Raw genomic sequence first — 26,289 nt, 5'->3', positions numbered from 1 at the left:
TCCAAGTCTACGTCGATCAGGTCCTGGTGCCCGAACTCGCACCCGGGGACATCGTGATCATGGACAATCTCGGCAGCCACAAAGGCCCGGCCGTGCGCGCGGCGATCGAGGCGGCGGGCGCGCGGCTCCTGTTCCTCCCGCCCTACTCGCCGGACTTCAATCCGATCGAGATGGCGTTCTCGAAGTTGAAGGCGGGGCTGCGCAAGGCCGCGGCGCGCACGCGCGAAGGGCTCTGGACCACAATCGGGCGGCTCGTCGATGCCGTTACGCCCGACGAGGCCGCAAACTTCTTCGTCGCGGCAGGATACGACCCCGATTAAACCGAAACCGCTCTAGTAGCAGGTTGCTGTTGCGGTTTGAGGCTCTGCATAGGGGTGACAGAAGATGTGCGGCTGCTCGATGATGATGAGCGCCGCAGAGCGAACAACAAGGCAGCGCTTACAACACATGCTACGGCTGCCCCGACCGGTGCCAAAAAGATCGAAATCGCTCCCAGCGACGGCCATATAGCCACAATCGAAAGTCCTGCGCCTACGAAGGCCGATAGAACGAGGAAGATGAGGTTCACGAGCGCACCTTTCCGCGATAGGCGGCCCGACGTGTCGCCCTCGGGTTCGAAGAACGGGGAGGTTGTATGACGATCTCAATGGCCGATATGCGGCAACTTCTGAGCGAAAACCGGTAACGGTCAGCCGGCGCGCCAAGCGTGCTCGCGGCGGCATCAGCTGGGGGAGTGACTCAGCGAAGGTACGACGGCGGCAGGCAATCTCAAAGCAGTAGAAGCGTCGGACGCGTAGGCGCAGCGTCATGGGCTGCCCGATGCTCGGCAGATCGGCCGGACGGCGTTCATAGCGGCTGTGAACGACAGAGCTGGTCGTATCACAGGTTGGACACTGCCCGTGCGCACGCCGCACTTGGGCGAAGACGACCGTCGGTCCGGATGACGCGCCCGATGGTACAGCCCGCCAGGGATGAGGACAGGATCAAACGCTTGGTGAACCGGCCCGTGCCATCCTCGTCACCGCGACCGTTCCACGCAAAGTGCGGGAGAACCGCAAAGCCGAAGGAAGATCATACAGTACCGAGCCAACCATGCACTTCGAAATCCGCGTGGCCGGCCGCCACCTCTAGACTTGGGTGCTGCTCGACGCCTCCCACATGACGGTGAACGAATCGGACTGGACCTTCCCGTCCGAGGCGCAGGCTTTAGCTGCCGCGCTGGCCTTCTCGAAGCAGATGACCCGGGCCTGGAAGACGCTGACCGCGCCGATGTCGGACGGCCTGCTATGATGTGCTGCCGCGGATCCGCGATAGCGCCGCTCAGCCTAATCCCGGCTGCGCGCCATTCCTCGGCGGCGATTAGAAGGTCGCGGTAGGCAACGGCCCGAGGTCTGACAGGCTTGATTTGATCTGGACAACAATTGAAGACATGGAAAACAATAATTAACAATCATTTAAAAGTTTTTGAGCTTGATATAGATAGACTTCATGACGGTGTGCAGTCGCTCCGTCGCTGGGCGTCGACTTAGCTACATCAGTCAAAATTTTCTTGAATTTAGATCGATTGAGTCCGCGCCAGGTAATGCTGGAGACCAGTGTCGATATGACGATTTCTAACGCATGTGACCGCTCTGTCTCGTTAGCCAATTGACATTCAAGCAGCTGTTCCCTCTGGCGCGCCGCAGCCAAAATAATTTCGATTTGGTTCCAGGCGTCCATATCCCTCTCGCACGATCTAAGATCACGTAGGATCGGTGATGTTGCCGAACTTTGGCTTTTTCGGCGAGCTGTGACTTCAGCAAAAGCGAACATGGCAGAAACAAGGTCGGGATTGGCGGTCCAAAAATCTGAATTGATGTACGAGTACGCTCGCTCCCGTAAAGCAAACAATTTTCCGCCAGTGAAACCCTCGATTCGATCTCCCCACCGAGCTATTAAGGTGCTTTCTATGCTAAGAAATTCCTCTATATCATAACCTATAGTCATATTTTCCATGAATCTATCTGCTCTTTCCGCCACTAACGTGCGTAAGAATTTAGATTCTTGTGCCTGGATTGCATCTATGCCAACGAAACCAAATGCATTCCACAGGCGGATCATCTCACATTCGATGTATTCGAAAGATTTGTTGTTGTCTGTTAGCTCGCCAGGGGGACTCGTCAAGCCGAGTAAATCGGAGGCGAACTGTTGTGTCACATCAGGAATTTGATCGTACAAGAAAATCTTAATCGCGTTTCTTCCAAAAACAGATGCCCAGTTACTCAACAATAAATCTGGAACCAGTAGATGTAGGCTGCCAGGAAGCGCAATTGCATCTTGAATAAACCTAGTAAAATCTTCGACCCCGCCATGTTTAATTAATTCTTGCCACCATGAAGGAAGAAGAGACAAGATATTCCTTTGGTAATAAACAATAGTAAATTCGGCAGATGGAAGAGCCGCGCGAATCTTTTGCAACGAGGCGACTGGAAGAAAGCTAAGCTCTTCACTCGAGAGAACACAGGTTTTCTCAAGGCCCGAAAGAATCTCCAGCAGGCCGCCAAGTTTGGAATGATCAGGGTCAGACGCTGTCCGAGCAAACTCGTGCTGCCCCGTCTGATTGGCATGAGCGAAGGGGTAAACAAAACTTGCGCCACTCTGCAAAGAGCGTGCGTAGAGCATGTTTTGGATCGATGTGGTTCCCGTTTTATGCGGGCCGATATGTATTATAAAATTTTGAGTCATAGTTAGATATTGCGCATTAGCTCCGGATTTTTAGGCAAAATCTGATCATAAAGTGGCTGTTCTGATGCTGCGCTCAGCTGTAAGAGCATGTCGATTAATGGCCGTGCTGTATCGACAATGGACTGACCCACGGTTGCGAGCGTTAAGTCAGGCTTCGTCGGCTCTTCATAGGGCGCTGTGATGCCGGTAAAATTCGGGATTGTGCCGGCGCGCGCCCGAAAATATAATCCTTTTGAATCTCGTTCCTCACAAATTGGTAGAGGCGTATCTATAAAAACTTCAATAAATGCGACGTCTCCTGCGATAGCCCTTGCGGCCTTCCGTTCCGCTGAGAAGGGGGATATAAGCGAGACGATTGTTACAAAACCAGCATCAGCTACCAGTTTTGCTGTTTCGGCCACACGGCGGACGTTCTCAGCTCTGTCGCGGTCGGTAAATCCCAAGTCACTATTCAATCCATGGCGTAGATTATCGCCGTCCAGCACCATTGTTGCGCGTCCTGAAGCGGTCAGGGCTTGATCCACGACGTTTGCGATCGTCGATTTCCCTGCGCCTGAAAGGCCAGTAAGCCAAGCAATGACTGGTCGCTGACCAAGAGCCTTCCATCGTTGCTCCCGTGGCTGCAGGGGCTGCCAAGTCAGGTTCCGATCCGACGTTGGGCCTCGTGATCGGTTCATGCTTCGCTCCTAAGTTGTCCTCCAGGTATGGATACACAAAAACGTGATCGGTTGTGTTGCTACAACGTCACGTTGATGCGCTTCGTAGCGGCGAAGGGTAATTACCCAGGCCTGTGATGGCAGGGGTCAGGCGCCGACGGTTTTGAGGATGAAGCCGAATGGATTGGCACCGCTCAGGCGCGCGGTGTCGACAACGGTGCGGATGGCGGCCTCGCCCTCAGCTGGCCACATGTCGCGATAGCCGTTGGTCGGTTTCCGCTGGACGACAGCCGGACGCAGGAGCCCCTCGGAGCTGTTGTTATTCGGCTCGACCTTTCCAGGATAGGCGAGGAAGACGAGGGGCTGATCGCGGGAGCGGCTGAGCTTGGCCTGCAACTCGCGGGTCAGGTCACGGACGCAACACGGGTGCAATGCGCTTCATATACGGCCTTCCGTCATTCGCATGAGGAAAGCGATAATCCTTAGCGCTAGAACGCGCTCGGATGTCTGGGTGGAGGCCTTCTCCGATGAGGCTTAATCTCGATTTTCCCGGTAGCTGGATCGTTAATCCCGGGTATGTGGCGCAGCGTATCGGCGTGAGCGCAACGACGCTGAAGCGTTCCGTCATCGAGGGAAACGCCAGGGTCTTGATCGTCCCCGGAAGCTGGGCGGACGCGAGGGGCGCGCGCGTCACTGTTCATCACTACGACGGTGGGTGGCAGGGCACGTTCGATCAGAGCGGACAGCTCGTGGCTGAGCATGTCTGGTAACTGCGGCCGCACCAACCGGAGGCACGGTGAGTTGTATCTCCTACTGGCAGGAGACGCCCATGAGCGCGCACACCTATCCGGACGTGAACACCAGTTCTGCAAGCGGAGCGGCTGCCAACAAGTTGACTCACCGACTTGGCGTAGACGTCAACAGCGGCGATCAGCTTCCCAGCCCATACCTGCTCGGCATCGCGCTTTCGGGTGCAGCCGTGGCGTGCCTGCTGATCCGGCTAGTGATCGGGTGAGCGGCACGACCTGCCCATGAGGCACACCCTCGGCCAGCAAGGCGACTGGGTCGGTGATTCGTGTGAGTTGGCCCCACGCCTCGGTGTGGATGCCGATTACCTGAAGCGCATGGAGCGGCAGGGACACGTCGATGCCCGGATCAAGATCGACGATGACAGCGGCACGGGCCAGACACGTGTGACCGTCCGCCTGCTGAACCGAGGCTGGAGAGGCACCTTCCATGGAGGCGGCGCCCTCATTTACGAAGAGATGTGGTGAGGCCTTGCAGTTGCAGCCGGCCCTTCGGCACTGCATAGCTCGGCCATGACAGCTGACGTACCGCACCCCTACTCGGTGACCATCGAGCCCCTGAAGAAACCGGAGGGTCATTTCGGTTGGGCATTGCGCCGAAGTGGTAAACTAATCGAGCGCTCGGACAGGGCGTTCACCACCGAGGTTAGGGCTTTCGAGAACGCTTTGAGGGCGATTGAGATAGACACGAAGCCGAGCAGTGGCGGTCGCCGCTAGGTGAGCGGACGCGCCGGATATTTCGGACAAGCGTCTCGTTTGTCCGACGTCCGGTCGCGGTACTCATCCTGGCAACTCGATCAGCCAGAGGTGGTTGACGCCGTTGAGAGCGACCGGGACAATCAGGCTGCGGCCGAGGCGTGCTTCGACGGCTCGCTTAAACACCTTGATGGCGGCCTCCGTCCGCTTGGCCTCATCGTCGCCTTCGGCTAGGTAGATGACGAAGAATGCCGTCCTGGCGGCCTGCAGCGGGACGGCACGAACCTCGGAGCCCTCATTGCCGAACGGTGACGCGCGGATGCCATCGTCGGTGACGCTCGTCCGAAGTGCTTGTCGGAACACCTCTGCCGATGTCGCCCAGCGCTCCTTGCTAGCCGCGACGGCTACCGCGGAGGTGCCGTCCGTCTGCCACTTCACGACACAGGTAGTGATCGGCTCGCGGTCGTAGTTCTCGCCGAGTGTGATGACCTCCAGATCAAAAAAGATCTCGTACCCGCAACGGGTGCCCCGCACCTTCCGGATTGCCACGCGCGTGTTGTTGATGGCGCCGCCCTTATAGCGATCGGCGAGTACGGCGAGAGCCTCATCAGCCAATCAATCGGTCGTCGCCCGTTTGTTGTGGAGGAGAGAATTTTTAAGCCGCAGATTAGAAGCGGCGCAGGCCTTCCCGACTCAGACGGTGATGTCCACCACACGCTCCTGCGATGCGAGAAGTTTCGGGTCATTCTTTTGCCTTTGGATGCCTGCGTCGTTCGGCGGGGGCGCCGGCATTGAGACGGTATGCAGCCCCGCTTTGTGCTCGATCGCAGCTTCCGCCCTTGCCGACTGGATCATCTCCGTCGCCTTCACCAGTCCGATGGCATTTATAGTGGTGGTGATTGTCATGGCTCTGATCTCCTTATTGGGGATCAAAGCACGTATTCGGTATTTGAATTACTTTTCTAATGTGTTCAATTTGCCGTTCTGTCAGCGGTCTATTCTAAGCAGCCCTCATCCTTCTGTCTTGTCGGGCTAGTCCTGCTTGGCGCCTCCGTTGATGCCTGTGCTATGCTCACCGCTGACGGAGCCGCTGCCGTGCCCCTGCGGGTTGAGCCGAGGGCGATCCGACGTGAGATCTTCGGGCTTCGTCCTTTTGGTTTGGTCGGATATGAGGTTCCTTCTTACTGACGAACCTAAGACACGAGAAGAGTTCGCTCGTACCAGTGTGCGGGCTATGCGCCATCGGGCACGGCCAACTGCGCTGGAGCGTTCCAGATGTCTGGATGCAAGTTTTCCGAGGACGCGCGGGTTCGCCTCTCCTCAGCGGTCCGGCCGACTACGTCCGATCGCTTCCGCCAATGCAGGGAAGCCGCCGATGAGTTCGGCACCGCTGATCCAGTAGCAATGCCCGAGCATGATGTTCAGCCAAGATGTAAAGCGAGCCCGTCTCGTCCAATGAATCCGCGCAGCAGCTTCGGGATCAATCTCCAGCCGGTAGTAGCTGCTCATCCAGAATTGCAGAGGCTTGATGGCGCGGATCGTCTTCCACGGGATCCAATCCGTCGAGAGGCGTCGGTCATAAATCCCTTGAGGACCAATGGAGACGACCACGTCGGGCTGGAACAGCTTCAGGCCCCACACAAGTGCGCCAAGGCCGAAGATCACTACGCCAACGCGCATCTCATAATCCCGGAAGCTTTCAGGAATTATGGTATCAGTGCCGACATTAGGCTGAGTCAGAGCCAGCCAAAGGGCCACTGCGACGAACACACACGATCCCATAAAGCGCGTAAAAATGCGCGAATTGGATCGGTAGAGATCGATTGTGCTCATTGGAATACTCCCTCACTTGAGTATTCGGCCTACGCCTCGCTACGGGCTTCCGAGGTGCGGCGGAGCACTGATGCGACCGCTGCAAGCGGTGCCAGTCACTCCGTCCACCAACTCAGTTGCGCAGGCTTGCATTGTGGAGGTTGACGATGACCTCAGATCCCGGCCGCACCGCCTACTACGCGCGCTTCGCATACGCCCGGCCACGCGAGTTCGACTCGTGGGACAGCCTGACACCGGAGGTGCGTGCCATCTGGGCACAGGTGGAGGTCGCGGTCCTCACCGGCGCTAGCTCTGGCATTCACCCCGGCCAAGCTCGGGAGGTCGCCGACGATCCGGATCGGCCCTCCACCATCTCAACGGCGGCCATAGTCCCGTCCGTGGTGGCTGGTGAGACCTTCGTGGTTATCCAAGACGAGCACGTGCAACTGCTTCAGCGCATTGACCGCGGCCCGTTCTTCGTGCCGCTCCTCGAGCTCGCATACGTGAAGCTCATCCCATGGAACGGTGACACGCTCATCCCGCGTCTGGTGAGCTGCGGCTGGGCTGAGATGGCGCCGCGCGAGTCGCGCGCAGTCCGAATCACCGACGCTGGCCGGCAGGCATTGGCCGATCTCGACGAAGCTAGGCTGAAGGGGCAGGGAGGGGGCAGTGTCGCGTGAGCAGTTGGCCAGTGCCGCCGACTTGGTGCGCGTATTCGGCTTCACCGAACGGCACTGAATCCGCCAGGCTGCGGCCGGGCGAAACGCTGATGCTCGACAGCCGTTCGGCGCGCAGTCATCGTAGGTGTTCGACCAACGTGCCGTGCGTCAGTGGTGGGATGCTTCGACGAGGACGGTGCCGGAATGACCGACACCTACCTCCGCGGTAAGACGTGGTGGGTCCAAGTCCACGCTAGGACACGGGAAACGAGCGCGACCACGCCGAGATAGTTGCCCCAGGAATTCGCCTTGGCTGCGCCTGGATGGGGCGCCGAATAAGGCTTAGAGACTTACCTGGCTGTCCGCCCGAGATCCGGCGGCCTCCATCGAGGCTGCGTGAAAGGGCTCTCGCTTGGCTCAGGCCAGCGTCGGAACCGGGCCGGTGAGGCCCGTAGCCGGCTTGTCGGCGTCGAAGTGATTGGCCAGCGCCACCACGAAAGCGAAGTTGGCGATGGCGGCGAAGGGGAGAAGGGCGAGGGCAGTGAGGAGGGTCATCGGCGGCGTCCTTTTGTGCGGTGCGTGAGAAACGATATCGCACTGCACGCGACTTCTTGGTATGCCACATGCCTCACGCCAGATATGCGGCGCATGCATGAAGGTGTCGGGAATAAGATCGACCCTTGCAACGATCGGGCTGCAAATCCCTGGCCCGCAGGCGAGCGGAGTGCGGGTCGTCGACGTGCGCGCCGCCGCCTGTTCGAGATGCCGAGTTCTCATCCTCTGCAGCGAACCTCAACGCGCGGCAGTCGAGCCGCCGCACAATCGCGGCTGAGACATTCGGGCATTTCAACCGCGCTCTCCGAGAGCCGAATGTGCCGGATGGCCGACGAATGGCCACGTTGCGGCCGCAACGCCTCGGACACGTCGCGCCGTTCGGCGGATTGACTCTGGAGAGACGGGGCGCGGGCCGATCCAGTCCGGCACGCGGACCGCTCGCCGCAAGCCGAAAGGGAGGCCGTGTGGACGGATCCGGGGAAGTGGAAAAGCGCGACCTCAAAGCCCCTGGTGATCGCGCTCGTCGTCGTGGAACGCGTCTCCGCGGGTCCATCGCGGACAACTGGATCTGGCAGGCCGGCAGCCGGCCGCATACTGCCCCGCAGCAGAGCGACGGATCGGCGACGGCTCTCCCGACGTGAGCGGGTGATCCGGGCCGCAGGTCCGGCGGACACTGTCGTCTTGGTCGAGGCGGAATCTTGGGCGGGTAGAGCGCCAGTATCGAGGCAGCGCTTAAAGAAAAGCTCCAGCGATGCGGGCAATCGAGACGGTCCGTAACACCCGGCCTTCAGCCGGGATCAGGTATTCGAGCGGTGCCGACGGAGATCGGCTCAGCCAAGACCTGGAGATCGGTTGATGCTCAAGTCCCTCGCCGCCGCGGCACTGCTCGCCGTCGGCATCGCCGCGCCGGCCTCGGCGCTGCCCGTCGCGGGTTCTCCGCTCCCCGCCGCGCAGGACGGGCTGATCCAGCACGTCTACGGCGGCTGCGGGCCCTATGGCCATCGCGGCCCTTATGGCGGCTGCCGCGCCGGCGGCCAGTGGGGCGGCTATGTCGGTCGGGCCTGTCCGCGCGGCTTCCACCTCGGTCGCGGCGGGCGGCGCTGCTGGCCGAACCGGTACTGGTAGCGGCGCTCCCGCTGTTCGGGGCGATCGGCTGACCGCCGTGGCGCACCGTGACGGAACGCAGGAACACCCTGGGAGCGTGCGCTCCCAGGGTGTTGCCGACCTCGCGGCCAGTTTGATCGGGCTGGGGATGCGAAGGCCAACCGGAAGGCTGCTCTTCGGCGGCGGAGGGCGATGAGGCGGACCTGCCCCCCTCGCCCGCCGCCGCGTCTCCCGGCACGGAGGCCGGGAGCGGCGCGACCCGATCTCAGTAGGAGCCGAACTTGTAGTTCAGGCCGGCGCGGACGACGGCGAACTCGGTCTTGGCGGCGGCGCCGTTGAGGTAGGCGGTGCCGTTCGGGGGCAGGAGGTTGCCGTAGAACACGCCGCCGGCGGAGTTCTTCTGGCGGTCGAGGCTGACGTAGAGGCCTTCGACCTTCAGCGTGACGGCCGAGGAGCGGAAGAAGTTCAGGAACGAGTCGGTGGGCAGGGCGTACTCGACGCCGCCGCCGGCGGCCCAGCCGGTGCGGAAGCTGTCGCGGAAGCGGTTGCCGGAGAAGTTCTGGTCGTCCTGGCCCGAGCCGTAGGCGAAGCCGCCGGTGCCGTACACGAGGGTGCGGTCGAAGGCGTAGCCGAGGCGGCCGCGCACGGTGCCGAAGTAGTCGAGGCCGTTGCCGCTGGTGGCGACGAAGGCCGGCGGGTTGGAGAAGGCGACGCCGGGGAAGCCGAGGAAGCTGTAGTTCTGGGTGGCGTTGGCGCGGCGGGCGAAGTCGACGTACTGGGCGTCGGCCTCGAAGCCGATCACGACGCCGGAGCCCGGGGTGAACTGATAGTTGTAACCGATCTGGGCGCCGCCCGAGAAGCCGTCGTTGTTGTTGCGGTTGTTGACGCTGACGACGCCGGCGGTGCCGGGGGAGTTGATCAGCGAGCCGCCGGGCAGGGCGTAGCTGGTGGTGTTGCGGCTGTTGGCGTCGAAGCCGTAGCCGGCGTTCACACCGATGTAGAAGCCGGTCCAGGTGAACACCGGCACCGGCGTGAACACCGGCGGCGGCGCGGCGCGGCGCGGAAGGTCGGCGGCGGACGCCGCGGCGGTCAGCGCAGTGAAGGCGGTCAGGGAGGCGAGGAGCTTGGTCATCAGGGTGATCCGGGTTTCGATCTGGTGATAAGACTACCAAGCTCTGAGCAGAATAGCTGTAGTTTTACGGACACACAGGCTCGCGACGTCGGAAAAAACATAGTAAACGGCCGATTAACTCCGGGCGGATCTGTTAAATACTGTTGAAGTTCTGGCGGTATGCTCGGGGCCTGCGCCCGAGGCGCATGCATCGGTCCGCGGCGAGGCCGCGCGGGCGGCCAGGGGGCGACGCGCCGACAGTCCTGCGGGCGGCGCTGCCGGCCGCCTGAGCGGGGAGGGTTCGTCATCACTGTGGGTGCGCCGCGGACGACCCTGGCGCCGCCCGCGCCGGATCCGTCCGGCGGTAACATGGGATCGAGAGCCGGCGCTTCGGCGCCGGCGGGGTGACACTGAGCCGGCGGACGGCGCGCGGGGACCTGTCCGGTGGTCCCCGCGTCCGCGGCCGCGCTAACCCGTCCGGTCGCGCCGGGTGATGTGCTTGACCAGTTCGGCCAGCTTCTCCTCGGCCTTCTTCAGCGCCACGCGCGAACTGTGTCCGGGCGGCGTTCCGTCGGCAGCCTCGCGAAGCTTCGCGATGGTGTCCTGGGTATCCTCACCTCGGTATCGAGCGCGGCACGCTCACCGGATCTATCGATGGCCATATCGATCCTCCAGGTGTTCTGCCCCTGGCGGCCGCCAGGGCGCCACGCCCTGAGGTAAGGCGGCATCCCGACCGTGGCGAGCTTCGCGGGCCTCGCCGGAGGCCGTTTCCGACACGGATCCGGGTTCGGCGACCCCGTCGCCGCCTGTGCGCCACGGCACGCCGCAGCGTGATCCCGGCGCCCGCGGACGGCGTTCTACCGTCACACACACCGGAGACCGCCGCCATGCTGATCCTCAATCCCCTCACCGGCCAGACGGTCGACGTGCGCGTGCCCCGCCCGCAACCCGGGAAGGCGTGAGGAACGGCGTGAGCCCGCCCCCGTGCGGGCTCACGCCGATGCGCCCCGGGGCCCGAGTGCGCCCTCCCCGGTCGCGCCCGCCCGCAGGTTCGGCGCGCCGGGTGCTGCGAGCGCTCACAGGGAACGCGGGGGCCGGCGCGCCAAGCGCTCGGCCTCCGCCTGCCACGCGTCGCGCTCGGCCTGAAGCGCCTCGATGCGGGCGTGGAGATGGCCGGCGTCGATGGCGGTCTCCATCAGCATGTCCTGCGCGGTGGCGAGCTGCTGGCGCAGCTCGGCGTTCTCGGTCGCGAGCGCGAGGAGCAGGGCCGCCACGTCATCGCTCATCCGGGCCCCTGCGCCGCCACCGAGCCGGCGCGTTTAGCCCCGGCACGACCGGGCCACAACCGCCCCGCGGGCACACCGGACCGATCGCCGCCCCGGGCCGCGCGCGTCAGGCGGCCTCGTCGGACAGGAGGCGCCCGACGTAGTGGCGCCCGACCGACTCGATGACGGGCGCGAACAGGCTGGCCATCCAGGGCACCAGCGCCTCGACCTCCAGCGCGTCATCCGCCACCTGGATGGCGACGTGCGCCGACTGCCCGTAGCCGCTACCCGAGAAGGAGCGGCGATTACCCAGCCAGTCCTCGGCCTCGACGCGGATCTTCTCCGCCTCCAGGCGGCGGAAAGCCCAGTCCATGTGCAGGTCGATGCGCCGGCGAACCTCGGCTGTCCCGAGGTCGTGCGGGACGGTGATTGTCAGGCGCTTCGGCATCGGCATCTCCTCGCGAGCGGGCCCCGTGAGGTGCGGCCGGAAGGTTAACGCCCGGTGATCGGCGCCACCCGATCGACGCGCCGGGCGAACCGCCGGCGGTCAGTACCGGACCGTGCGGACGCCGCCGGCCCCGCCGCTCACGACGCTCCGGATGACCTCCTTGGTCGACGGGCTGATCCCACCGTCACCGCGCAGCCGGCGCCCGTCCGCCCGGTCGAGGCGCGCGACGTCGTCGGAGCATCGGTCCAGGGCGCGGCGGACCTTGGACGACAGCGGCCCGCCGCGTTCCGCTGGGGCGCCGGCCATCTCGAACCGCAGGCAGGACGCCAGATAGCCTTTCAGGTCGTCGAAGGCGGCGGCCTGGGCCCCCGACGTCAGGACGATGAAGATCAGGGCGGATCGGGCGAGCATCACGCGCTCCAGGGAAAGCGGTCCGCGCGGACAACGCGCGAGCGGGGCGTTGGTCCCGGAGGCCGCGCCCTCGCGGCCGCCGCACTCAGCCGCTGCGGCGGGGCGCCTGGGCCGCGTCGCGCCGCTGGTCCTGGGTTCCCCGACACTGCACGTATTCCGGCGTTCCCGGCTCGGCGCCGTAGCCCCGGCAGATCGCGTCGTCCTTCGCGGCGACGTCGGCCTCGCTCATGAAGAGCTCGCCGCGGCCGGGCCGGTTCGCCGCGTTGCAGGCCGTCAGGGCCGTGGCCGCGATGGCCAGAACGATGATGTGCTTCATGGGACTCCTCGCCGCCGATCAGCACCACAGCGGCAGGACGCTGTCGATGACGCTGTCGACGACGCTGCCGCGGCGTCCACAAGCCGGCGGTCGACATGGTTATCCAAGGATGGCCGGACCTTCGGCGCCACGCCGCGGTCCCGGCCGTCCACCGCACGGGGCGGGGCCTGCTCGGCATGCAAGCCTGACGCCGCCGTGACCGGCGGTCCCTGCGGGGCCGACATGTCGTGTCGCCGGTGCAGCGGCGGCGCAACGCCGGCCAAGTATCTGCCTCTGCATCCTCCCAAGGCAGACCCACCTTCGGCCCCGCCGGCAGCGCCGCGCGGGGCCTTTTCGTGCGCCGATCCGGAGGGTTGGCGCGCCGCTCCCGGGCGAGACCCTGCGCGCCGGGCGCGGCCGGGCACGACGATCGGCGGCGCACGACGACGACGGGTGTCGGAAACCGTGTCCGCGCTCCCGCGTTCGGGCACGGAGGCCCGTGCGTGAGGCACAGTCGGGCCGAGATGCCAAGGAGCACATGATGCGTCATGCCCTCTTCGCCATCTTCGCGCTGGTCGCGGCATCGCCCGGTTCGGCGCAGACCAGCACCGGTCCCGCACCGATCCGGCAACCCGGACCAGCCCAGCCGGTGACGCCGGGCACCCCGGCCGGAACCGTCGTCGTTCCCGGCGGCAGCCAGAACAGCGGTCCGGGCAGCACCGCCGTCGTCGCGCCCACCGGGACGGGGGCGACGACCATCACGACGGATTCGGCCGCCGGCGGGAATGCCGGCCAGCCGGAGCGCGGCGTACCCCAGATCGGCAAGGGGAGCGGGGACGGCAGCGGCGGCAGCTGATCGCCGGACCCCTTCCTGAGGATCCGCCCCGTGCCGGATCGGGGTGGGACAGGTGGACCGTCCCACCGCCGGCATCGCAACGCGGCGGGCGGCGGCGCGCGGGCGCTGGACCATCACACCGTTGACCCGCAGCCCGGGACCGCCCGTCGCCGGGGAGGGATGATCCCGCGCCGCGTTCAATGCAGATGCCGAGCAAGTCTGTTGCGGGCCATCGAATTTTGATCGCTGTATCTAACTCAGGTTCTGCTGCTAATCTTAGATAATGATCGGCTGCCAAATAATTGGTATCAATGTACCGGTAAAATTTATTTCCGATTCATCGATGCGGTGTTCGCACTCTCACGTTATAAAGATACTGTAGATTTAAAGCGACGCCGCCGCGCGTCCGTCGGAGATCGATTTGGCGGATCCGGAATTCGAGGGTGGAAAGTTCGGGCCGAACGACAAGAGATCGATGCTCCGGCAGATCGCGCACGCCCTCGGCGTGCCCGAAGACGCTTTCCTCGACGAATCCGAGGCGCTCGCCGCGATCGACATGACGGGGGATTTGCTGCGCGTCTGGCACGCGCTCACCCTGTCGGACCGCCGCTTGCTGCTGCAGATGGCGCGCGGGATGATCTCCCGCGGCTAGAACGGCCACGGCTCCTCCTGCGGCCCCGGCGCCGTCCGCTCGCCCGGCGCCACGAGGTCCACGATCTCGTCGAGCGGCTGCGTCACCCGGATCGTCCGCCCCGCCGCGGTGATGAACGTCTCGTTGCGCATCAGGTCCGTGTCGCTCAGCGCCTGGACGCTCGTCACGCGCAGCAGGTGCCGGCAGCCGTCGCCGTCCTGCACCTGGAGGAAGTTCCCGACCCGCCGAACCGCCGACATGGCGCTCTCCCGCCCCGCTGGTGATCTGTGGCCTAGGCGCCCTGCAGGCTCTCGGCGAAATCGTCGGGGATCTCGCCCCACTGGCCGAGGATCGTGACGCCCTCCAGCTCGCCGGTCTCGTCGTCGGCCACCACCTTCAGCGCCGCCGCGCCCGGCATCCGCCTGGCCATGTTCTCGGCCTTCTTCACCGCCCCGCTCTCGGTCTGCGCAGGCTCCTGCCGGGCCGGCCGCAGCCGCTTCCGGTGCAGCTCGAAGGGCTGCACCACGAACGCCGTCCTCATCGCCATCGTCGTCCTGCACCCCGGTTCGTCACAGGTTCTCCACAGACCGCACGGGCCGCCCAGGGGCGCGCCACGACAGGAGTTTTCGAGCCGTATCCACACGCGTCCACGGGGTCGGAAGAAAAGTCTCGCCCGCAGATTGTGCCCGGCCCGCCCGTATGATCTGTTCCGCTTTCGTTCTAGCATGGCGAGGCCGCGGGTGCACCTCTCCCGGATCGACGCGCGGCGGATCTCGGGCGCCGATTCCGTCAGCGGGCCGGCGCCGCACCGGCCTCCCCGCGCCTGCCCGACGGGCGTTGGGCAAGGCGGCCCGATCATGCCACCGGGTCATACCAAGGTATGGCGCCGGCCCGCATCCGTATAAATGTAAGCCTCCGTCGCGATCGCTACACTTTCCGTCATTCAGCAGCACAGACGGAGAGTTGTCATGACGGAACGTGCCAAGGGAACTGCTCTGATCACCGGCGCTTCGGGCGGGATCGGCGCGATCTATGCCGAACAGCTCGCCGCGCGCGGCCACGATCTCATCCTGACCGCCCGGAACGCGGATCGCCTGGAGGCGGTCGCCGAGACGGTGCGCGGGGCCTCGGGCCGCACCGTCGAGGCGCTCGCGGCGGACGTCAACGACCGGGCCGGTCTCCGGCGCGTCGAGGACCGGCTGCGGAGCGACGCGGCGATTACCCTGCTGGTCAACAACGCCGGCTTCGGCTCCGCGGCCCCGCTGCTCCAGGCGGATCCGGACGAGATGGAGCGCATGATCGGCGTGAACGTCACGGCCGTGACGCGCCTCGCCTACGCGGCAGCGCCGGCCTTCATCGCGCGGGGACACGGGGCGATCATCAACGTCGCCTCGACCGTCGCCCTCAATCCCGAACTGCTCAACGGCGTCTACGGGGCGAGCAAGGCCTACGTTCTCGCCTTCACGCAGGCGCTGCAGCACGAACTCGCCCCCCGGGGCGTCCGGATCCAGGCGGTCCTGCCCGGCGCGACGGCCACCGAGTTCTGGAACGTGGCCGGCGTCGGCGGCCACCGGAACCTCCCGGCCAGCATCGTCATGACGCCGTCCGACCTGGTCGCGGCGGCGCTCGCGGGGTTCGATGCCGGCGAGGTCGTCACGATCCCGCCCCTGGAGAACGGTGCGGCCTGGTCCGCGCTGGACGCCGCGCGCCTTGAACTCGCCGCCCAGCTCGGCGCGGCGACGCCGGCGAGCCGGTACCGGACCGCGCGCGCCGTCGCCGCCTGAGGCCCTCGCGGGGCGTCCCGGCCGGGGCGCCCCTGCCCGCTTCCCGCGGCCGCCCGGTCAGGACTGGGCGAGCGGAAGGCACACCGAGAAGCGGGCGCCCGGCGCTCTGTCGCGGGGGCTCGCGTCGATCGAGCCGCCATGGGCCGCCACGATGGTCCGGCAGATCCGGAGACCGAGGCCGAGCCCCTCGGCCCGCGTCGTGAAGAAGCCGTCGAACAGCCGGTCGAGGGTGCCGGGATCGAGGCCCGGCCCGTTATCGACGACGTCGACCGTGATCGACCCGTCCCGGCAGACGGTCTCGACCGCGATCTCGGGCCCGGGGGTCCGCGCCTGCCGATGGATCTGGATGGCGTTCATCAGCAGGTTGACGAAGACCTGTTGCAGCTGGATCCGGTCCGCGATGACATGCGCGGCCGCGTCCGCCGGGGCGACGGTGAGCCTGATCTCGGTGCGGTTCAGATCGTGCGCCACGAACCGCGCGGCCTCGGCCAGGACCTCCGCCACGGAGACGGGCGCGCGGACGCTGTCCCGCTTGGCGGCCATGCGGCGTGTGCGATCGATGATGTCCCCGGCCCGCGTGACCTGATCGACGATGCGCTGGCATTGCCGCCGGAGCAGGTCGCGGTCGAGATCCGCGCGATCGAGCAGGCGCAGCATCGCCCCGGCGGTCATGCCGATCGACGATAGGGGCTGCCCGAGTTCATGCGCGATCGACGCCGAGAGCTCGCCCAGCGTCGAGATCCGGGAGACGTGGGCGAGCTCGTCGCGCAGCACCTCCAGCGACATCTGCCGCGCGACGTGCTCGGTGATGTCCACGAAGGAGGCGAGCCACAGGCCGGAGGTGGCGCCGTCCGCCCGCGGGACCACGCAGAACAGCGTCTCGAAGCGCGATCCGTCGAGCCGGACGCTGTGCGCCTGCTGCTGGAACGAGGTCGCGCCCGCCGCGAAGGCCCGGGCGGAATTGACCTGGGCGGTGCAGAGCGGGTCGAAGAAGCGCTGCGTGCGCTGCCCGATCATGTCCGCGCGGCCGCCCGCGCCGAACATCCGCACCGCCGCCTCGTTGACGTCGAGGATGACCATCCCGTGCCGCAGGCGGTCGGCCACGTCCGGATGGGCGTCGAGGTGGGCGGCGATGTCGGTGATTCCGGCCGCCCGCAGCGCGTCCAGGGTGGCGACCCGCTCGCGGGCATCGACGACGACGAAGCCGATCGTCGAGACCTTCATGCAGACGAGGTACCACGCGTCGTTCCAGTCGGCCTCGCTGGCCACGACGATCCGGTCGGCCGTCGGCGTCAGACCGTTGCTCATGTCGGCGGTTCCCGGGGCCGGCCCCGATTCAGGCCCGCCGCGCCCCCGCTATACGGCATCCGAAAATCCCGCTTCCAGTCGGGACGCGGGACTTTCGGGGGCGGACCCGGGGGGCGTCGCCCCGGGTTGTCGCCCGGGGTCATCGATCGGCGTCAGGTCCCCGAGAGGGTCTCCTTGGCCAGGGGCAGGCTGCGCAGGCGTCGGCCGGTCAGCGCCGCGACCGCGTTGACCACCGCCGGCGGCACGCCGGGCAGGCCCGGCTCGCCGATGCCGCCCATCGGCGCCCCGCTCTCGACGATCGCCACGTGGACCCGCGGCATCCGCTCCCGGTCGAGGATCGGGTAGGCGTCGAAGTTCCGCGCCTGCCGCTCCCCGTTCTCGTAGACGACCTGCTCCAGCAGCGTCGACGAGAGGCCGAGCGCCGCCGCGCTCTCGACCTGGCGCTTCACGATCGCCGGGTTGACCACGCGGCCCGGATCGATGGCGATCCAGAGATCGTGCACCCGCGCCTCGCCGTTCTCGAGCGACACCTCGGCGATCGTCGCCGTCTCCGACCCGAACGGCGAGGCCATCGACACGCCCCGCGCCCGCCGCGTGCCGTCCTGTGCCTGGAACGGCCCGCGCGTCCAGCCGCCCGCGAGGTCGGCCACCGCCTGCAGAAGGGTGCGGTGGCGGGCACTGTCCCTCAGGAGCGTCATCCGGAGGGCGAACGGGTCCTGGCCGCCGGCCTGCGCGATCTCGTCGAGGAAGCTCTCGTAGAAGTAATCGTTCATCGAGTGCCCGACCGAGCGCCAGAACGCGATCGTCACCGGGTGCGGCACCTTCACGTAGGTGAGCCGCCGGTTCGGGATCGCGTAGGGCTTCCGGTCGAGGCCCTCCACCACCGAGGAATCCACCGGACCCTTGAACAGCGCGCCGAACCAGCGCCCGATCGGGCCCTCTCCCACCGCGGTGGTCTCCAGCGCCACCGGCATCCCGTCCGGACCGAGGGCCGCCCTGAACCGGGCGAAGCTCAGGGGGCGGACGGCGTCCATGCCGAACTCCTCCTCCCGCGACCACAGAACCCGCACCGGCTTGCCCGCCGCCTTGGCCAGCAGGATCGCCTGCGGGAACGGGCTCGCCGGCCCGTAGTGGAAGTGGCGCCCGAAGAAGCCGCCGAGCATCGGTGAGTGGATCCGGACTTGATCCGGCTGCAGCCCGGCCGTCTTGGCGGCGACCTGCTGGAACAGCTCCGGCATCTGGTTCGGCACCCAGAGGTCGAGGCTGCCGTCGGGGGCGAAGCGCGCCACCGCCGAGGGCGGCTCCAGCTGCGCGTGGGCGAGGTAGGGGGCGTCGTACGCCGCCTCCACCACCTTGGCCGCGCCCGCGAAGGCGGCCTCCGGGTCGCCCGCCTGCTCGGCCGGAACGCCGGGGCCGGCCGCGTCCCGGAGGGCGGCCAGCATCGCCGCCGAGGAGAAGCCCGCCGAGACGGTCGCGACGCCGTCGGGAGCCGGCTTTGACCACGTGACCTGCAGCGCCTCGACGGCCCTGCGAGCCCGCCACCACGTGTCGGCCACCACCGCCACCGCGCCCGGCAGGCGCTCGACCACCTGGACGCCCGGCATCGCCCGGACCTCCGCGGCGTTGGCGATCGCCTCCGGCTCGGTGCCGAGATGCGGCGCGTGCCGGATCGCGGCGTGCACCATGCCGTCGAGCCGGATATCGATGCTGTAGACGGCCCGGCCGGTGGACTTGTCGCGCATGTCGAGGCGCGCCACCGGCTTGCCGATCCAGCGGAACTCTTTGGGATCCTTCAGGGCGACGTCGTCTTGCGGCTGCAGCGCCAGCGCCGCGGCGGCCAGGGCGCCGTAGCCGAGGCTCCGGCCGGAGGCGGCGTGGATCACGCGCCCGTTCTCGGTGGTCAGGCTGGCCTGCGGCACGGCGAGTTCGGCGGCCGCCGCCCGCAGGAGCATCTCGCGGGCGGTGGCGCCGAGGCGGCGCATGGCCTCGAAGCTGGAGCGTGTCGAGAACGACCCGCCGGTCATCCGCAGGCCGTTGACGACCGCGTAGTCGGGGCCGGGCGGGGCGCATTCCACCGCGAAGCGCGCCGGGTCGAGGTCGAGTTCCTCGCCGATCGTCTGGGCGAGGCCGGTGTTGATGCCCTGGCCGCCCTCCACGAAGGGGCTGAGCAGCCGCACGGTGTCGTCGGGGCGGATCTCCAGGAAGGCCGTCACGCGGGTCCCGGGTTTCGGCGCGACGGCCGCCGGGCCTTCGGCGCGGGTCTGGGCGGCGGCCGGCGCGAGCCGGAGGCCGACCCCGAGGAACAGCGCGCCCGAGGCGGCCCCCAGGAAGCCGCGGCGGGAGAGGTTGCGCACCGGTTCGCGACGGTCGGCGCGGCGGAGGGGCGTGAGGTCGGTCATCGTGCGCCTCCTCAGGCCGCGGCCTGCCGCACGGCGGCGGCGATGGCGTTGTAGGTTCCGCACCGGCACAGGTTGGTCATGGCGCCGGCGATGTCGGCCTCGGTCGGCTTCGGGGTCTGCTTGAGCAGGCTCGTGGCGGCCATGACCTGACCGGACTGGCAGTAGCCGCACTGGGGCACCTCGATGCCGACCCAGGCGGCCACGACCCGGGCACCGACCGGGTCCTGTTCGATCGCCTCGATCGTCGTGATGGCTTGGTCGCCGACGCTCTCCAGGGGGATCTGGCAGGAGCGGGTCGCCGCGCCGTCGAGCAGCACCGTGCAGGCGCCGCACTGCCCGATGCCGCAGCCGTACTTCGTGCCGGTCAGCCCGAGGCTGTCGCGCAGGACGAACAGCAGCGGCGTGTCCGGTTCCGCGTCCACCGTGTAGCGACGCGCATTGATCGTGAGCTGGACCATCGTTCGACCTCGTGGGATGGGGACGCCGCGACGTGTCTCGGCGTGCGAACCGGCCGGGCGACGTGTCTTCGGGGACGGCCGAAGGCGCGGTCCGGATCGTGTGCCGTGTCGCGAGAGGTACCGCCGCCCCCGGCCGCGCGGAATCATACGAAGGTTAGGGGTCGGCACCCGAAACGGTGCCCCTCCGCGGCCCCCCCCGGGATCAGGGCCGGCCGAGGACAGTCCATCGGCCCGGGTCTCGGTCCTGAAAGCTTCGCGCGGCGGCGCGCGGGCGGCCGGTCACGCGCCCGGGCCGCGGCCGCGGCGAACCCGCGTGTTCAGGGATCCGAGCCTTCGAAGCGGAGGGCGCGGGATTGCTGCAGGCCTGCCTGCAGAGGCGCCGACCGGAACGGGCGATCGCCCGTCAGCGATGGACGGAACTGCGGCGATGGGCCGATCCGGCTCGGTCAGGCCGAGGTTTCGGTCGGATCATCCGAGACTCGATGCGCACGAAACCTGCGCGCCGGGCGGTCGGGACCGGTCTATCATACCGACGCATGATATCCGTCCGGTCGTGAGGCCTCTACGTTTTCCGCAGATCTCGGGATCGCGAAGGAAATACCATGGACGACCACTACGATGCCCTCGTGATCGGCAGCGGCGAGGGCGGCAAGTTCCTGGCGTGGCACCTCGCCAAGGCCGGCCAGAGGGTCGCGGTGATCGAGCGCCGCTGGATCGGGGGCTCCTGCCCCAACACCAACTGCCTGCCGAGCAAGAACGAGATCTGGAGCGCCGAGATCGCCCACCGCGCCCGGCAGGCCGACCGGTACGGCATCGAGACCGGACCGGTCGCGGTGGATATGGGCCGGGTGGTCGCGCGCAAGCGGGCGATGGTCCGCGACCTCATCGACATGCACCTCGACCGCTACCGCGAGAGCGGCGCGGAGCTCGTCATGGGAACGGCCCGCTTCACGGGCCCCAGAGCGCTCACGGTCGCGCTGAACGCGGGCGGCTCGCGCGCGCTGACGGCCGAGCAGATCTTCCTGAATCTCGGCACCCGCGCGACCATCCCGGACGTCCCGGGCCTGCGCGAGGCCGGGCCGCTCACCCATATCGAGGCGCTCGAACTCGACGCCGTGCCCGCCCACCTCGTCGTCCTCGGCGGCGGCTACGTGGGCCTCGAACTGGCCCAGGCCTACCGCCGGTTCGGCAGCGCGGTGACGGTGATCGAGCACGGGCCCCGGATCGCGGGCCGCGAGGATCCGGACGTGGCGTCCGCCCTCGCGCAGCTCCTCGAGGCCGAGGGGCTGGCGATCCGCACCGGCACGGAGGTGGTGCGCGTGCGCGGCCGCTCGGGCGAGGCCGTGGAGATCACCGTGAGCGGCGGCGCCGGTGAGGCGGTCATCGCCGCGAGTCACATCCTCGTCGCGGCGGGGCGCGCGCCGAACACCGACGAGATCGGTCTCGACCGCGCGGGCGTGGCGCTCACCGAGCGGGGCGTCATCGAGGTCGACGACCACCTCCGGACGAGCGCGCCGGGCGTCTGGGCCATCGGCGAGTGCGCGGGCAGCCCGGCCTTCACCCACGCCTCGGCGGACGATTTCCGCGTGATCCGCGACACGCTGGCGGGGATCCCGCGCTCGACCGCGGGCCGGCTGATGCCGTCCTGCCTGTTCACCGACCCGCCGCTGGCGCGGGTCGGGTCGACCGAGACGGAGGCGCGGGCCGGCGGCCACGCCGTCCGGGTGGCGCGGCTGCCGATGGCGGCCGTGCTGCGCACGCGGACGACCGGGCAGACCGAGGGCTTCATGAAGGCCGTCATCGGCGCGGACGACCGCATCCTCGGCTTCACGATGCTCGGCGCGGAGGCCGGCGAGGTCATGGCCGCGGTCCAGGTCGCCATGCTCGCCGGCCTGCCCTACACGGCGTTGCGCGACGCGATCCTCGCCCACCCGACCACCGCGGAGGGGCTGAACAGCCTGTTCGCGGCTGTCCCCGCCCGCTGAGGCTCAGCCGGCGGCGGGCTCGGCCGCCGGCAGCTCGACCGCGAAGGTCGCGCCCGGCCCGTCATTGTTCCCGCCGGTCAGCGTGCCACCATGGGCCTCGACGATGGTCCGGCAGATCGCGAGGCCGATTCCCATCCCGTCGCGCTTCGTGGTGAAGAACGGGCTGAACAGCCTGGGCAGCTGCTCCGGATCGATGCCGGTGCCGCTGTCGACGACCGCGATCCGCAGCCGGCCCGGCGCGGGGGCGGTCAGCGCGATCCGCAGCGCGCGGCGGGGCTCGGGCAGGTCGCGCACGGCGTGCAGGCCGTTCGTCACGAGGTTGACCACGACCTGCTGCAGCTCGACGCGGTCGGCCAGGACGCGCGCCTCGGTCGCGGCGATCACCGTCCGCACCGTCGCCCCGGCCGCCAGGATCTCCCGGTCGAGGAGGGTCGCGACCTCCGCCAGGAGGGAGCCCAGGTCGAGGATCTCGGGCTGGCTGCGGTCGCGGCGGAGCTGCTCGCGCGTCCGCTGCACGATCCGGCTCGCCCGCATGCCGTCGCGGACGGCGCGCTCGGCCGCCCGCGCGGCCGCCTCGAGGTCCGGCGTCTCGCGCCGCAGCCAGCGCAGGCAGGCCTCGGCGCTCATCACCATGGCGCCGATCGGCTGGTTGACCTCGTGGGCGATGGAGGCGGAGATCGCCCCGACGGTCGAGACCCGGCCCGCGCGGGCGAGCTCGGCCTGAGCCGCGAGCAGGGCCTCCTTGGCGCGCTCCCGCTCGGTCACGTCGATCATCGCGCAGGCAACCCGGTCGAGGGCCGCCTCGTCGTCCGGCAGCGCCACGACGAGGATCGCGGTCACCTCCCGCCCGTCGGCGCGGATCAGGCGGCCCTGGGCCTCGAAGCGGCCGCCCGCCCGGTCGATCCGCTGCAGGAGCGGCAGGACGAGGTCGTTGCCCGGCGGGAGGAAGCGGCTCATCGAGCCGAGCACCGCCTCGCGGGAGCCGCAGCCGAGGAGCCGCACCGTCGCGTCGTTGACGTCGACCAGCGCGATCCGCCGGGCGCATTCGGCGACGAGCGCGGCGACGAGCGCGGCGTCGGCCTGCCCGCGGAGGTCGGGCCCGAGGGCGCCGGCGGCCCGCGCCTTTGCGAGGTGGGCCTGCGCCTCGGAGAGATCGACCTCGCACAGCGCGACGTGGCTCTGCTCGAACAGCGCGCGGTAGCGGCGCTCGCTCCGGGCGAGCGCGTCCAGCGCCCGCCGCCGGGCGCTCGTGTCGAAGGCGATGAGGCTGATCCCGCCGGTCAGCGCGAGGTAGAAGCCGACCGCGGTCAGGCCGCTCTGCGCGGCCAGCGCCTGGGCGATCATCGGCGAGAAGGCGCCGCCGATGATGCCGCCGACGTTGAACGCCACGGAGGTCCCCGTGTAGCGCACCTGCGGCGGGAACAGGCTCGGCAGCCACGCGCCGAGCGGCCCGTTGACGAAGCCCATCACCCACAGGGCGAAGGCCAGGAAGGCGAAGATCGTCGCGAGGGAGCCGCTGCCGAGCATCGGCGCCAGCAGGATCCCCGACACGATGGTCCCGGCGCAGCCGACGATCAGGACCCGGGCCGGGTCGAGCCGGTCCGACAGCCAGCTCGCGACGACGATGGCGGCGGCCATGAACAGGATCGCGCCGAGCTCGACCGTCAGGAACGAGGCCCGGGAGTAGCCGAGCGTCGTCGTGCCGTAGCCGAGCGCGAAGGCGGTGGCGGTCCAGAACAGGGAAAAGCACGCGACGACGCCGAACATCCCGGCGACGACCTGCCCGGCATGGTCGCGCATCAGGGCGACGAGGGGGACGCGCGGGGGCTGCGCGTCCTTCACGGCGGCGGCGAACTCCTCGGTCTCGCCGAGATTGGTGCGGACCCAGAGCCCGAGCCAGACCAGGGGCACGCTGAGCAGGAAGGGCACCCGCCAGCCCCAGTCCGCGAACTGCTCCGCGCTGAGGGTCAGGGTCAGGACGAGGAACAGGCCGTTGGCCACGAAGAAGCCGAGGGGCGCCCCGAGCGGCGCGAACATCGCGTAGCGCGCGCGCCAGCCCGGCGGGGCGTTCTCCAGCGCCAGCAGGGCGGCGCCGCTCCACTCGCCGCCGAGCGCCAGGCCCTGCCCGAACCGGAGGAGGCAGAGCAGGACGGGGGCGAGCCAGCCGGCCAGCGCGAAGGTGGGCAGCAGCCCGATGGCCGAGGTCGTGAGCCCCATCAGCAGGAGCGAGGCCACCAGCGTCGCCTTGCGCCCGATCCGGTCGCCGAAATGCCCGAAGACCGCGCCGCCGATCGGCCGGGCCACGAAGGCGAGGCCGAAGCTCGCGTAGGCGCTGATCAGCTCCGCCGATTGCAGCGCCGCCGGGAAGAACAGCGGCCCAAAGATCAGGCTCGCCGCCGTGGCGTAGATGTAGAAGTCGTAGAACTCGACCGTCGTGCCGATCAGGCTCGCGAGGAGGACCCGCGCCGTCGTCTGCCTGGGACGCGCGTCGCCCACCGCACTCATCTCCGCGCCTCGCTGCACAGCCGGTCGGACGGGCGCGCGGCCGGAGGAGGCGGGCGGCCGCGAGTCCCGGGCCGGGAGGCGCTGACCTCGCCGGAGGTTGAGCCGGTCCCGGGGACAGTGCAACCGCTCATAGCCACAAGCTTGGCCGCGAGTCGATAGGCGCGTCGGGAGCGGTCCGGCGAGCGGCCATTCGGGGCGACCCGTGCCGGCGGTCCGTGCCGGCGGTCCGTGCCGGCGGTCCGTGCCGGCGGTCCGCGCCGTCCACAGACGGTCGGCTTGATCGGGCGCGGATACAACCTGTAAGCACTGCCCGTGCGGGCAGCCTGTCAGAGGCGCGCGGGGACTCGTCGATCACGATGTCAGGCAACGTCCGGGGTGGCGCGGCGAAGCCCGGCGCCGACACGGCCTCACCGCTGGTGGTCATCGTCGAGGATGACGAGGGCGTCCGCGAAGGTCTGCAGGACCTCCTGCACTCCGTCGGGCTCGACACCCTCGCCTACGGCGCGACGCGCGACCTCCTCGCGGCGACGCTGCCGGACCGCCCGGGCTGCCTGATTCTCGATGTGCGGCTGCCCGGATCCAGCGGCCTCGACCTGCAGGCGAAGCTCGCCGCGATGGGCAACCGCATGCCGATCATCTTCATGACCGGTCACGGCGACATCCCCATGACCGTCCAGGCCATGAAGGCGGGCGCGCTCGATTTCCTGACTAAGCCGTTCCGCGATCAGGACATGCTCGACGCCATCGCGATCGCGATCGAGCGAGACAGGACCCGGCGGGCGTCGAGCGCGGGGGTCGCCGAGCTTGAGGCGCTGGCCGCGACCCTGACGGCGCGGGAGGCCGAGGTGATGGCACAGGTCGTCAAGGGGCTGCTCAACAAGCAGATCGCCCACGCCCTCGGCATCAGCGAGATCACGGTCAAGATCCACCGGGGCAACGTAATGCGGAAGATGGCGGCCGGCTCCGTGGCCGACCTCGTGCGCAAGACCGAGCTGCTCAAGGCCCGGGCCGCCGTCTGAGCCGGCCCATCGCCCCGTCGCTTCCGCAGACCCGGCCCGGGCCGATCGGCGCGGAACGATGCCGGACATCGCCGCGTTGGCACCCGCACCGGACAGATTCGTCGCGGCGATCGGATCGGGGATCGGCGAAGAAGTCCTGCCTCAACTCGTGAAATCCATGTCTACCGGGTCGCGTCGCGACGCCCCGGGTCCTGCGTTGCTGTGGCAGGACTCGGTTCATCGGGATGTGAGTCCGTCGCGCGCATCAAACCATCGTATAATTTCGTCGGAGCCGCCGCCGGCCCACAGAGGTGGGATCGATGCGCCTTCGAGAGGCTCCGGAGGGAGATTCGTGCCGGTCGGGAAGAAAGCGGTCGCGGTCGTGGACGATGACGAGGCGGTTCTGGACGCGACGTCCAGCTTCCTCGAGGCGTTGGGCTACGACGCGCGGGCCTTCAACTCGGGCGAGGCCTTCCTGGCCGCCATGGCCGGCAGCGACGTGTCGTGCCTGCTGACGGACGTGAACATGCCGGGGATCAGCGGCATCGAATTGCAGGACCGCGTCCGGGAGCAGCGCCCTGCCCTGCCGGTCATCATGATGACCGCGCTGACCGACGACGCACTCCGGCGCCGGGCCCTCGCCGGCGGCGCCCGCGATCTCCTGCGAAAGCCGCTCGTGGCCGACGAGCTGATCCGCTGCCTGGAAGAGACGATCGGGGCCTGACTCCAGTGCCTGATTCCAGGGCCTTTCCATCCGTGACGGGATCGCCGGCCGGCTCCGGACCGGCATCGCGCGCGTGCGCCGCTGGCACGCCGATCCGAGGCCGGTCCGGTTAGGACATCA

The 26,289-nt window shown here is 67.9% G+C and carries 30 protein-coding genes and 2 pseudogenes; 13 read left to right on the top strand and 19 right to left on the bottom strand.

Annotated elements, in window-relative coordinates; all coding sequences use genetic code 11:
• Window positions 1–320, top strand: a 320-nt coding sequence (locus C4T42_RS27910; protein ID WP_146074034.1) for a transposase, incomplete at its 5' end; no start/stop codon positions are given.
• A 369-nt stretch (window positions 321–689) separates the two neighbouring features.
• Here C4T42_RS27910 and C4T42_RS27905 read toward each other — a convergent pair.
• Window positions 690–987, bottom strand: a pseudogene (locus tag C4T42_RS27905) (transposase family protein); the annotation flags it as partial.
• 150 nt (window positions 988–1,137) lie between these two features.
• Between C4T42_RS27905 and C4T42_RS27900 the strand changes: the two are divergent.
• Window positions 1,138–1,290 (top strand): hypothetical protein, encoded by a 153-nt coding sequence (locus C4T42_RS27900; RefSeq protein ID WP_020094741.1) that lies wholly within the window; start codon window positions 1,138–1,140, stop codon window positions 1,288–1,290.
• A 153-nt stretch (window positions 1,291–1,443) separates the two neighbouring features.
• Here C4T42_RS27900 and C4T42_RS31655 read toward each other — a convergent pair whose 3' ends face one another.
• From C4T42_RS31655 to C4T42_RS27890, 3 genes and pseudogenes are all read right to left on the bottom strand, one after another.
• Window positions 1,444–2,661 carry a hypothetical protein gene (locus C4T42_RS31655; protein WP_146074055.1) on the bottom strand — a complete coding sequence of 406 codons (1,218 nt, stop codon included), beginning with the start codon at window positions 2,659–2,661 and terminating at the stop codon, window positions 1,444–1,446.
• Between the two features lie 65 nt (window positions 2,662–2,726).
• Entirely contained in the window at window positions 2,727–3,401 is a 675-nt protein-coding gene (gene cysC, locus C4T42_RS27895; protein ID WP_103986275.1) for an adenylyl-sulfate kinase, read from the bottom strand.
• A gap of 101 nt (window positions 3,402–3,502) precedes the next feature.
• Window positions 3,503–3,791, bottom strand: a pseudogene (locus C4T42_RS27890) (IS66 family transposase); the annotation flags it as partial.
• Window positions 3,792–3,907: 116 nt separating this feature from the next.
• On the opposite strand from C4T42_RS27890, the gene C4T42_RS27885 reads away from it, so the two are divergent.
• The 3 genes from C4T42_RS27885 to C4T42_RS27875 are packed head-to-tail and all read left to right on the top strand — an operon-like array spanning window position 3,908 to window position 4,654.
• Window positions 3,908–4,150, top strand: coding sequence for a hypothetical protein (locus C4T42_RS27885; protein ID WP_026605189.1), 243 nt, complete (start codon window positions 3,908–3,910; stop codon window positions 4,148–4,150).
• Window positions 4,151–4,209: 59 nt separating this feature from the next.
• Window positions 4,210–4,395, top strand: coding sequence for a hypothetical protein (locus tag C4T42_RS27880; protein ID WP_081636512.1), 186 nt, complete (start codon window positions 4,210–4,212; stop codon window positions 4,393–4,395).
• Window positions 4,396–4,411: 16 nt separating this feature from the next.
• The gene (locus C4T42_RS27875) at window positions 4,412–4,654 is read left to right on the top strand and encodes a hypothetical protein (protein ID WP_103986274.1); all 243 of its coding nucleotides are present in this window, start codon (window positions 4,412–4,414) and stop codon (window positions 4,652–4,654) included.
• Window positions 4,655–4,966: 312 nt separating this feature from the next.
• On the opposite strand, the gene C4T42_RS27865 is transcribed toward C4T42_RS27875, so the two are convergent.
• From C4T42_RS27865 to C4T42_RS27855, 3 genes are all read right to left on the bottom strand, one after another.
• A complete protein-coding gene (locus C4T42_RS27865) occupies window positions 4,967–5,497 on the bottom strand; it encodes a hypothetical protein (RefSeq protein WP_181049229.1) in 531 nt (176 codons plus the stop codon).
• A 78-nt stretch (window positions 5,498–5,575) separates the two neighbouring features.
• The gene (locus tag C4T42_RS27860) at window positions 5,576–5,788 is read right to left on the bottom strand and encodes a hypothetical protein (protein ID WP_103986272.1); all 213 of its coding nucleotides are present in this window, start codon (window positions 5,786–5,788) and stop codon (window positions 5,576–5,578) included.
• A gap of 414 nt (window positions 5,789–6,202) precedes the next feature.
• Window positions 6,203–6,715 carry a hypothetical protein gene (locus tag C4T42_RS27855; RefSeq protein ID WP_244603296.1) on the bottom strand — a complete coding sequence of 171 codons (513 nt, stop codon included), beginning with the start codon at window positions 6,713–6,715 and terminating at the stop codon, window positions 6,203–6,205.
• A gap of 146 nt (window positions 6,716–6,861) precedes the next feature.
• Here C4T42_RS27855 and C4T42_RS27850 point away from each other — a divergent pair, with 146 nt between their 5' ends.
• Entirely contained in the window at window positions 6,862–7,374 is a 513-nt protein-coding gene (locus C4T42_RS27850) for a hypothetical protein (RefSeq protein ID WP_103986270.1), read from the top strand.
• Between the two features lie 396 nt (window positions 7,375–7,770).
• On the opposite strand, the gene C4T42_RS32140 is transcribed toward C4T42_RS27850, so the two are convergent.
• Entirely contained in the window at window positions 7,771–7,908 is a 138-nt protein-coding gene (locus C4T42_RS32140; RefSeq protein ID WP_181049228.1) for a hypothetical protein, read from the bottom strand.
• A gap of 855 nt (window positions 7,909–8,763) precedes the next feature.
• On the opposite strand from C4T42_RS32140, the gene C4T42_RS27845 reads away from it, so the two are divergent.
• Entirely contained in the window at window positions 8,764–9,033 is a 270-nt protein-coding gene (locus C4T42_RS27845) for a hypothetical protein (RefSeq protein ID WP_020094732.1), read from the top strand.
• A 244-nt stretch (window positions 9,034–9,277) separates the two neighbouring features.
• Here C4T42_RS27845 and C4T42_RS27840 read toward each other — a convergent pair whose 3' ends face one another.
• The 5 genes from C4T42_RS27840 to C4T42_RS27815 all read right to left on the bottom strand — a co-directional run bounded on the left by C4T42_RS27840 (window position 9,278) and on the right by C4T42_RS27815 (window position 12,563).
• The gene (locus C4T42_RS27840) at window positions 9,278–10,144 is read right to left on the bottom strand and encodes a porin family protein (RefSeq protein ID WP_103986269.1); all 867 of its coding nucleotides are present in this window, start codon (window positions 10,142–10,144) and stop codon (window positions 9,278–9,280) included.
• A 1,055-nt stretch (window positions 10,145–11,199) separates the two neighbouring features.
• Window positions 11,200–11,409 (bottom strand): hypothetical protein, encoded by a 210-nt coding sequence (locus C4T42_RS27830; protein WP_026605187.1) that lies wholly within the window; start codon window positions 11,407–11,409, stop codon window positions 11,200–11,202.
• A 106-nt stretch (window positions 11,410–11,515) separates the two neighbouring features.
• Entirely contained in the window at window positions 11,516–11,836 is a 321-nt protein-coding gene (locus C4T42_RS27825; protein WP_020094729.1) for a polyhydroxyalkanoic acid system family protein, read from the bottom strand.
• Between the two features lie 99 nt (window positions 11,837–11,935).
• The gene (locus C4T42_RS27820) at window positions 11,936–12,247 is read right to left on the bottom strand and encodes a hypothetical protein (protein ID WP_020094728.1); all 312 of its coding nucleotides are present in this window, start codon (window positions 12,245–12,247) and stop codon (window positions 11,936–11,938) included.
• An 85-nt stretch (window positions 12,248–12,332) separates the two neighbouring features.
• Window positions 12,333–12,563, bottom strand: coding sequence for a hypothetical protein (locus tag C4T42_RS27815; RefSeq protein WP_020094727.1), 231 nt, complete (start codon window positions 12,561–12,563; stop codon window positions 12,333–12,335).
• A gap of 517 nt (window positions 12,564–13,080) precedes the next feature.
• On the opposite strand from C4T42_RS27815, the gene C4T42_RS27810 reads away from it, so the two are divergent.
• Window positions 13,081–13,398 (top strand): hypothetical protein, encoded by a 318-nt coding sequence (locus C4T42_RS27810; RefSeq protein ID WP_049961926.1) that lies wholly within the window; start codon window positions 13,081–13,083, stop codon window positions 13,396–13,398.
• A gap of 400 nt (window positions 13,399–13,798) precedes the next feature.
• Complete coding sequence (locus tag C4T42_RS27805) at window positions 13,799–14,029, top strand: hypothetical protein (protein WP_056526661.1); 231 nt, start codon at window positions 13,799–13,801, stop codon at window positions 14,027–14,029.
• Here the strand turns inward: C4T42_RS27805 and C4T42_RS27800 are convergent.
• Together C4T42_RS27800 and C4T42_RS27795 are read right to left on the bottom strand one after the other, a co-directional pair.
• Window positions 14,026–14,268: a hypothetical protein gene (locus C4T42_RS27800; protein ID WP_020094724.1), complete on the bottom strand. Its 243-nt coding sequence runs from the start codon at window positions 14,266–14,268 to the stop codon at window positions 14,026–14,028. The genes C4T42_RS27805 and C4T42_RS27800 overlap by 4 nt on opposite strands.
• 32 nt (window positions 14,269–14,300) lie before the next feature.
• Window positions 14,301–14,555 carry a hypothetical protein gene (locus C4T42_RS27795; protein WP_020094723.1) on the bottom strand — a complete coding sequence of 85 codons (255 nt, stop codon included), beginning with the start codon at window positions 14,553–14,555 and terminating at the stop codon, window positions 14,301–14,303.
• A gap of 421 nt (window positions 14,556–14,976) precedes the next feature.
• Here C4T42_RS27795 and C4T42_RS27790 point away from each other — a divergent pair, with 421 nt between their 5' ends.
• Complete coding sequence (locus tag C4T42_RS27790; RefSeq protein WP_103986268.1) at window positions 14,977–15,792, top strand: SDR family oxidoreductase; 816 nt, start codon at window positions 14,977–14,979, stop codon at window positions 15,790–15,792.
• Window positions 15,793–15,849: 57 nt separating this feature from the next.
• On the opposite strand, the gene C4T42_RS27785 is transcribed toward C4T42_RS27790, so the two are convergent.
• From C4T42_RS27785 to C4T42_RS27775, 3 genes are all read right to left on the bottom strand, one after another.
• Window positions 15,850–17,100, bottom strand: coding sequence for an ATP-binding protein (locus tag C4T42_RS27785; RefSeq protein WP_103986267.1), 1,251 nt, complete (start codon window positions 17,098–17,100; stop codon window positions 15,850–15,852).
• A gap of 152 nt (window positions 17,101–17,252) precedes the next feature.
• Window positions 17,253–19,499, bottom strand: coding sequence for a molybdopterin cofactor-binding domain-containing protein (locus C4T42_RS27780; protein WP_103986266.1), 2,247 nt, complete (start codon window positions 19,497–19,499; stop codon window positions 17,253–17,255).
• Window positions 19,500–19,510: 11 nt separating this feature from the next.
• The gene (locus tag C4T42_RS27775) at window positions 19,511–19,957 is read right to left on the bottom strand and encodes a (2Fe-2S)-binding protein (protein WP_020094719.1); all 447 of its coding nucleotides are present in this window, start codon (window positions 19,955–19,957) and stop codon (window positions 19,511–19,513) included.
• A gap of 602 nt (window positions 19,958–20,559) precedes the next feature.
• Between C4T42_RS27775 and C4T42_RS27770 the strand changes: the two genes are divergently transcribed.
• On the top strand, window positions 20,560–21,942 hold the full coding sequence (locus C4T42_RS27770; RefSeq protein ID WP_103986265.1) for a mercuric reductase: 1,383 nt from the start codon (window positions 20,560–20,562) through the stop codon (window positions 21,940–21,942).
• Window positions 21,943–21,945: 3 nt separating this feature from the next.
• Here C4T42_RS27770 and C4T42_RS27765 read toward each other — a convergent pair whose 3' ends face one another.
• A complete protein-coding gene (locus C4T42_RS27765) occupies window positions 21,946–24,447 on the bottom strand; it encodes an MFS transporter (protein WP_103986264.1) in 2,502 nt (833 codons plus the stop codon).
• Window positions 24,448–24,803: 356 nt separating this feature from the next.
• On the opposite strand from C4T42_RS27765, the gene C4T42_RS27760 reads away from it, so the two are divergent.
• Both C4T42_RS27760 and C4T42_RS27755 read left to right on the top strand, forming a co-directional pair.
• Window positions 24,804–25,466, top strand: coding sequence for a response regulator transcription factor (locus C4T42_RS27760; RefSeq protein WP_103986263.1), 663 nt, complete (start codon window positions 24,804–24,806; stop codon window positions 25,464–25,466).
• A gap of 331 nt (window positions 25,467–25,797) precedes the next feature.
• The gene (locus C4T42_RS27755) at window positions 25,798–26,169 is read left to right on the top strand and encodes a response regulator (protein WP_056526640.1); all 372 of its coding nucleotides are present in this window, start codon (window positions 25,798–25,800) and stop codon (window positions 26,167–26,169) included.
• Window positions 26,170–26,289: the final 120 nt, after the last annotated feature.

Origin of the sequence: Methylobacterium sp. 190mf (assembly GCF_900107945.1) — a bacterium.
Taxonomy (GTDB): Bacteria; Pseudomonadota; Alphaproteobacteria; order Rhizobiales; family Beijerinckiaceae; genus Methylobacterium.
This window is presented reverse-complemented; position numbering and strand designations above follow the sequence as displayed.

Excerpts from the sequence above, each read along its gene's own strand:
- C4T42_RS27810 (WP_049961926.1), top strand. The coding sequence starts at position 13,081 with ATGATGCGTCATGCCCTCTTCGCCATCTTCGCGCTGGTCGCGGCATCG.
- C4T42_RS27830 (WP_026605187.1), bottom strand. The coding sequence starts at position 11,409 with ATGAGCGATGACGTGGCGGCCCTGCTCCTCGCGCTCGCGACCGAGAAC.
- C4T42_RS27795 (WP_020094723.1), bottom strand. The coding sequence starts at position 14,555 with ATGGCGATGAGGACGGCGTTCGTGGTGCAGCCCTTCGAGCTGCACCGG.
- C4T42_RS27820 (WP_020094728.1), bottom strand. The coding sequence starts at position 12,247 with ATGCTCGCCCGATCCGCCCTGATCTTCATCGTCCTGACGTCGGGGGCC.
- C4T42_RS31655 (WP_146074055.1), bottom strand. The coding sequence starts at position 2,661 with ATGCTCTACGCACGCTCTTTGCAGAGTGGCGCAAGTTTTGTTTACCCC.
- C4T42_RS27845 (WP_020094732.1), top strand. The coding sequence starts at position 8,764 with ATGCTCAAGTCCCTCGCCGCCGCGGCACTGCTCGCCGTCGGCATCGCC.
- C4T42_RS27860 (WP_103986272.1), bottom strand. The coding sequence starts at position 5,788 with ATGACAATCACCACCACTATAAATGCCATCGGACTGGTGAAGGCGACG.
- C4T42_RS27780 (WP_103986266.1), bottom strand. The coding sequence starts at position 19,499 with ATGACCGACCTCACGCCCCTCCGCCGCGCCGACCGTCGCGAACCGGTG.
- C4T42_RS27875 (WP_103986274.1), top strand. The coding sequence starts at position 4,412 with ATGAGGCACACCCTCGGCCAGCAAGGCGACTGGGTCGGTGATTCGTGT.
- C4T42_RS32140 (WP_181049228.1), bottom strand. The coding sequence starts at position 7,908 with ATGACCCTCCTCACTGCCCTCGCCCTTCTCCCCTTCGCCGCCATCGCC.
- C4T42_RS27885 (WP_026605189.1), top strand. The coding sequence starts at position 3,908 with ATGAGGCTTAATCTCGATTTTCCCGGTAGCTGGATCGTTAATCCCGGG.
- C4T42_RS27800 (WP_020094724.1), bottom strand. The coding sequence starts at position 14,268 with ATGTCGGCGGTTCGGCGGGTCGGGAACTTCCTCCAGGTGCAGGACGGC.
- C4T42_RS27855 (WP_244603296.1), bottom strand. The coding sequence starts at position 6,715 with ATGAGCACAATCGATCTCTACCGATCCAATTCGCGCATTTTTACGCGC.
- C4T42_RS27850 (WP_103986270.1), top strand. The coding sequence starts at position 6,862 with ATGACCTCAGATCCCGGCCGCACCGCCTACTACGCGCGCTTCGCATAC.
- C4T42_RS27825 (WP_020094729.1), bottom strand. The coding sequence starts at position 11,836 with ATGCCGAAGCGCCTGACAATCACCGTCCCGCACGACCTCGGGACAGCC.
- cysC (WP_103986275.1), bottom strand. The coding sequence starts at position 3,401 with ATGAACCGATCACGAGGCCCAACGTCGGATCGGAACCTGACTTGGCAG.
- C4T42_RS27770 (WP_103986265.1), top strand. The coding sequence starts at position 20,560 with ATGGACGACCACTACGATGCCCTCGTGATCGGCAGCGGCGAGGGCGGC.
- C4T42_RS27790 (WP_103986268.1), top strand. The coding sequence starts at position 14,977 with ATGACGGAACGTGCCAAGGGAACTGCTCTGATCACCGGCGCTTCGGGC.
- C4T42_RS27815 (WP_020094727.1), bottom strand. The coding sequence starts at position 12,563 with ATGAAGCACATCATCGTTCTGGCCATCGCGGCCACGGCCCTGACGGCC.
- C4T42_RS27880 (WP_081636512.1), top strand. The coding sequence starts at position 4,210 with ATGAGCGCGCACACCTATCCGGACGTGAACACCAGTTCTGCAAGCGGA.
- C4T42_RS27785 (WP_103986267.1), bottom strand. The coding sequence starts at position 17,100 with ATGAGCAACGGTCTGACGCCGACGGCCGACCGGATCGTCGTGGCCAGC.
- C4T42_RS27760 (WP_103986263.1), top strand. The coding sequence starts at position 24,804 with ATGTCAGGCAACGTCCGGGGTGGCGCGGCGAAGCCCGGCGCCGACACG.
- C4T42_RS27840 (WP_103986269.1), bottom strand. The coding sequence starts at position 10,144 with ATGACCAAGCTCCTCGCCTCCCTGACCGCCTTCACTGCGCTGACCGCC.
- C4T42_RS27765 (WP_103986264.1), bottom strand. The coding sequence starts at position 24,447 with ATGAGTGCGGTGGGCGACGCGCGTCCCAGGCAGACGACGGCGCGGGTC.
- C4T42_RS27775 (WP_020094719.1), bottom strand. The coding sequence starts at position 19,957 with ATGGTCCAGCTCACGATCAATGCGCGTCGCTACACGGTGGACGCGGAA.